The 5,084-nt window shown below is 34.8% G+C and carries 4 protein-coding genes; 2 read left to right on the top strand and 2 right to left on the bottom strand.

Translation table 11 applies throughout. The features are described 5' to 3' along the window. Positions 1 to 668: MBL fold metallo-hydrolase (locus RQ907_RS07545; RefSeq protein ID WP_311492763.1), on the top strand; the 668-nt coding region annotated here is incomplete at its 5' end. Positions 669 to 704: 36 nt separating this feature from the next. Here the strand turns inward: RQ907_RS07545 and RQ907_RS07540 are convergent. Both RQ907_RS07540 and RQ907_RS07535 read right to left on the bottom strand, forming a co-directional pair. Beyond that, a complete protein-coding gene (locus RQ907_RS07540) occupies positions 705 to 1,781 on the bottom strand; it encodes a thermonuclease family protein (RefSeq protein ID WP_311492762.1) in 1,077 nt (358 codons plus the stop codon). 108 nt (positions 1,782 to 1,889) lie between these two features. Beyond that, on the bottom strand, positions 1,890 to 3,302 hold the full coding sequence (locus RQ907_RS07535) for an alanine/glycine:cation symporter family protein (protein WP_311492761.1): 1,413 nt from the start codon (positions 3,300 to 3,302) through the stop codon (positions 1,890 to 1,892). 346 nt (positions 3,303 to 3,648) lie between these two features. Here RQ907_RS07535 and RQ907_RS07530 point away from each other — a divergent pair, with 346 nt between their 5' ends. Next, positions 3,649 to 4,902 (top strand): RNA-binding domain-containing protein, encoded by a 1,254-nt coding sequence (locus RQ907_RS07530; RefSeq protein WP_311492760.1) that lies wholly within the window; start codon positions 3,649 to 3,651, stop codon positions 4,900 to 4,902. Positions 4,903 to 5,084 lie beyond the last annotated feature (182 nt).

Raw genomic sequence — 5,084 nt, 5'->3', positions numbered from 1 at the left:
AAGAAGACTTCCAGTGGCAAAATATCATAAAAAACGCCCACTTCCAAGGACTCGGCCCAGAAAATTTAAAAATCGAAGACCACCCAGGCTATAAAAATAGACCAAAGGAAGCTTTCCCCCACACAAAAATCAAACCAGGCTGGGAAATTGCCATAGGAGACTATAACTTTGTCGCAATCGACGAAGAAGGCCACACCCCAGGCATGCTAGGCCTTTATGAAAAAGACCATAAAATTTTATTCTGTGGCGACCACATTCTAGGAAAGATAACCCCAAACATTACCTATTGGGGAGATGAATTTGGAGATAGCCTCGGCATCTACCTTGAAAACATCAAAAAAATAAAAGATTTAAACATAAACTACCTATTTTCTGCCCACAGGTTTTTAGTAGAAGATACAAATGCAAGAATCGACGAACTTATAGACCACCCCGCCGAAAGACTAGCCGACTGTCTAAAAATTATAGAAAAGCTCAGCAAGGCAAACACAACCCAAATCACCCAAAAAATGCAATGGGACATCAGAGCCAAAGACTGGAATGATTTTCCAGCCAGCCAAAAATGGTTCGCTGTAGGAGAAGCCGCCGCCCACCTCAAACACCTTGTAATGCAAGGTAGAATAAAAGAAGAAGTAATAGATGGAGTTGGATATTATTCCCTAAAATAAAGAATCCCGTCTAATCTTATCCTAGACGGGATTATTTTATCTTTTAGCCGGCACATAGCCTGCTGCTTCTGCTTCTTCTTTTGTGTTGAACCAAACCACATTGTTTATAGAAATCTTATCGTAGCCTTGTTGGCCTTGGACGTGGTATTTTCGGCTCTTTCTATTGCCCTTTACTGGGCCTTGGGTGGTATCTGCTGTGTAGGTATTGCCCCTGTTTGTTATCTGCTTTGTAGTTCTTACCCACTTATTTTCCGGAGAATTTTTTTCCTTTTCCCACTTAGATCTTGCCTCTTCATTCCAAAGGCCCTTATTTTCACTCTTTGCCTCTTTTTCAATCTTGGCTAAGTAGTCAGCATACTTTATATCTGGTGGAAAGGTAACTGCATTTGCATATCCATCACGGACTAAAATCCCATTTAGACTTTGGTTTTTAACCTCGTCATAGGTTGGATTTTCAGGGTCTTTTGGCAAAGTCAACCAAACATACCTCAATAGCCTCTGGTACTTATCTGTCTCAGACACATCTTTTTCAAGATAGACTTCCTTGTTCTTCAAGGTCTTTTGAGTAAATTCATAGGCTTCCTTACCAAAAAATTCTACTCCCTTGTTTGGGTGGTGGATCTCTGGTGTATTCATCCCAATTAGCCTTAATTTATAAGTATTTCCCCCTATTTCAATTTCAATAGTATCCCCATCTATGGTATTAGTCACCCAAGCTTTTTGATAAAATTTGTCCATTTTATCAGCTTCTTCCTTAGCTTTTATAAAGTCATCATTAGATTTTTTAGCTTCTACAACTAGTTTACCAATTTCTTTAGAATCTTCACAAGCTTTGATTTTCCCAGTAAAATCATCCCTGTCCTTGGTATCTAAAAATTCTAGGCTGGTTAATTCTTCAATCGCCTTATCTTTAGCATCCTCCAAGTCCTTTTTATCTGCTTCTTCATTCTCATCTTGAGGCTTTTTATCTTCTGCCTTCTCCTCCTCATACTTATCTGCTTTTATTTCCTGTATCTCTTCTTTAATAGGATCCTTAACTTCCGGATCATCTTCCCCACAACCAGCAAAGACAAATACCAAAGTCAAGGCCAAAATCATTTTTTTAATTATCATATTTTCACCTTTTATCTATTATTTATCAAACATATATATTATATCACAAAATCTCCGATAATAATAAAAAAACTCGCCAACAGTTCTTAACTGCTAGCGAGTCTTGTCTTATTTCCAAAAATCTAATTTTTCTCCATCTAGCCCGATGTGGTCGGCTATGAAGACTGGGTCTTTGTTTTCTTTTCTTTGTTTTTTGTAATCTTCGAGTGCCTTTAGGGCATATTTACCAAGGGCAAAGATTGAGAAGATATTGATGATTGCCATTATTCCCATGAAGAGGTCTGCTAAGTTCCATGCGAATTTCATTTCCATACCTGCTCCTAAAAATATTAAGATAATTGCAATTACCCTAAAGACTAGCATAAAGTTTTTAGATGGTTCTTTCTTTTTAAGGTAGGCTAGGCAAGAATCACAATAATAAAGATTGCCCAAAAGTGTTGTGAAGGCGAATAGGGCCAAGCAAATAGTGATGAAGACATAACCAAAATGTCCAACAACTGTCGCTAGGGCTTCCTGAACAAAACCTGCGCCTGCGAGGTCTTCTGTTGGAGCTACCCCAGATACAAGAGCCATAAAGGCTGTTGCTGTACAAATTATAAGGGTATCTATAAATACTGATACCATTTGTACCAGACCTTGTTTGACAGGATGGCTTACCATAGCGCTTGCTGCAGCATTTGGTGCAGAACCCATACCTGCTTCATTAGAATATAATCCTCTCTTAATTCCTTCAACCATGGCAGAACCAGCCACGCCACCAAAAATTGCTCTGAAGTTAAAGGCATCTTCTATAATCATCTTTATCATTTTTCCAATATTTGAAAAGTTAATACCAATCATAAATAAAGACATAAGCACATAAATTATCCCCATTATTGGAACGATTATAGATGTGTATTTTATAATCCTCTTGCCCCCACCGATGATGCAATAACCTGCAATTATAGCAAGGATACCACCTATAAGCCAAGAAGTTTTGCCTTTTTGATAAAAATCATAAACCCTAAAGGAATCTTGGAGGTTAAAAGAAGCAAGCATATTAAAACCAACAGCATAGGTCAAAATCAAAGCAAGGGAGAAAACCACTCCGAGCTTCCTAGATCCTAGGCCCTGTTCTATATAGTAAGATGGCCCACCATAGCTAGCTCCATCCTTAGATTTTTTCTTAAAAATTTGTGCCAAAGTTGACTCGACAAAAGCAGATGCACCACCGATTACAGCGATAATCCACATCCAGAAAACTGCTCCAGGACCACCCAGGCAAATAGCGTTTGACACGCCAACGATATTACCAGTTCCTACCCTAGATGCAGTAGAAACCATCAAAGCCTGAAAGCTAGAAACATCATCCTTACCGGCAGGTTTTTCGCCAATAACCTTGATAGCATCTGGTAAAAGGCTTAGCTGGATAAAACCAGTCCTAAGTGTAAAATAAAATCCACAGGCCAAAAGAATAATAATTAAAATCGGATAATAAAGATATCCATTGACCGTGGCTAAAATACTTTCAAAAATTCCCATAAATTCTCCTTTTTTTGTCAACTTAAATATGCTCTTTTTATCATCGAAGTATATGTGTATCTATACACCGTCTTATCATGCTAAAGCATAGTTTTTATTAATTTACTTTAAAATTTTTATTTTGTCAATAAATTTTTATAGATAAATATTAATAATCTTTCATCTTAAGCGAAAAACCTTAAAATAACAAAGAACCAAGCTTATATAATATTTCAAAACTTTTATAAATCTTAAAAAAAAATCTCAAGGAAAACTAAATATTCATTAATGAAACGCAAAACAAACGCAAATTTTTTTGCGTTTGTTTTTTGTTAGTACAGATATATAATATTCCTAGGAGGATATTATGAGAGAGACTTTCAACTTAGAATTTAAAGAAAGAATTACAGACTCTTTTCTAAAGACTGTAGTGGCTTATTCTAACTATACCGGCGGAAAAATTATATTTGGTGTTGATGATAATGGCAAATCCATAGGCATCGATAATCCAATTTCTAAAGTTCTTGATATAGAAAATAAAATTAACGATTCAATAAAACCCCAAGCAAACTATAATCTTAACATTGTAGACAATAATATTATTGAGTTGATAGTCTATCCCGGCAACGAAAAACCATATTTCTACAAATCAAAATCATATAAGAGAAATGATTCAGCAACTATTGAAATTGACACAAATGAGCTTAAACACCTGATATTGGAAGGAAACAACAGTGCTTACGATCAGATTCCTACTAGTATCAGAGACTACAATTTTACCTACCTTGAAAAAAAATTAAAGGAACAATTGAACATAAAATCACTAAACTCTGATATCCTTAAAACTCTTGAACTAGTTGACTTAAACAACAATCTAACCAACGCAGGAAATCTCTTAGCAGATAAAAATAAATACCATATTATTGACTTAGTAAGGTTTGGAAAAGATGAAAATACAATTTTAACCAGGAAACAAATAAAAAATATTTCTATCTTAGAAGCCTACGACTTAAGTATTGATTTATACAGAGAATATTATCACTATGAGGTAATCAAAGAATCCTATAGGAAAAAAATAGAAAAAATTCCTGAAAAAGCCTTTAGAGAAGCTATTGCTAATGCCCTTGTGCATAGAAACTGGATGACAAATTCTTATATTCAAGTATCAATGAAAGAAAATTCCATAAGTATAACTTCACCTGGTGGCCTTCCTTCAAACCTAACAGCCAACGAATATCTTAATGGTGAAATATCCATAATGCAAAATCCTATCATAGGCAATGTTTTTTTTAGGTTAAATATAATAGAAAGTTTTGGTACAGGAATAGCCAGAATTAAATCTTCCTATAAGGATAGTAAAAATAAGCCAGGATTTCAAATTTTTGATAATTCTATTGAGGTTTTTCTACCAGAAACAAAACTCCTTCTTCCATTATCCGAGGATGAGTTAAAAGTGTATCACTCAATAAAAAATAAAAGTCTAGCCAGCTCTGAAATAGCAGCATTAGTTGGATTTGGCAAAAATAAAGTTTTAAAAATTTTAAACAACCTAATTGAAAAATCCTACGCCGTAAAAAATGGAAACGGTAGGGGAACTAAATATTCAACTAAGCAAACGTAAAACAAACGCAATTTTTTTGCGTTTGTTTTTTAAAAAACGTATTTCATTTTAGACCAAATTCTCATCTAATATTTACATCAACAAAGCTTGGAATCTCAGCATTTCCATTATATTATTAAAAGGCCTTCACTAAGTTCAAATCCCCTTACCTTTCATATTCTCGATTTAATTAAATTTTTAAC

It is taken from the genome of uncultured Anaerococcus sp. (genome assembly GCF_963510575.1).
Classification (GTDB): domain Bacteria; phylum Bacillota; class Clostridia; order Tissierellales; family Peptoniphilaceae; genus Anaerococcus.
This window is presented reverse-complemented; position numbering and strand designations above follow the sequence as displayed.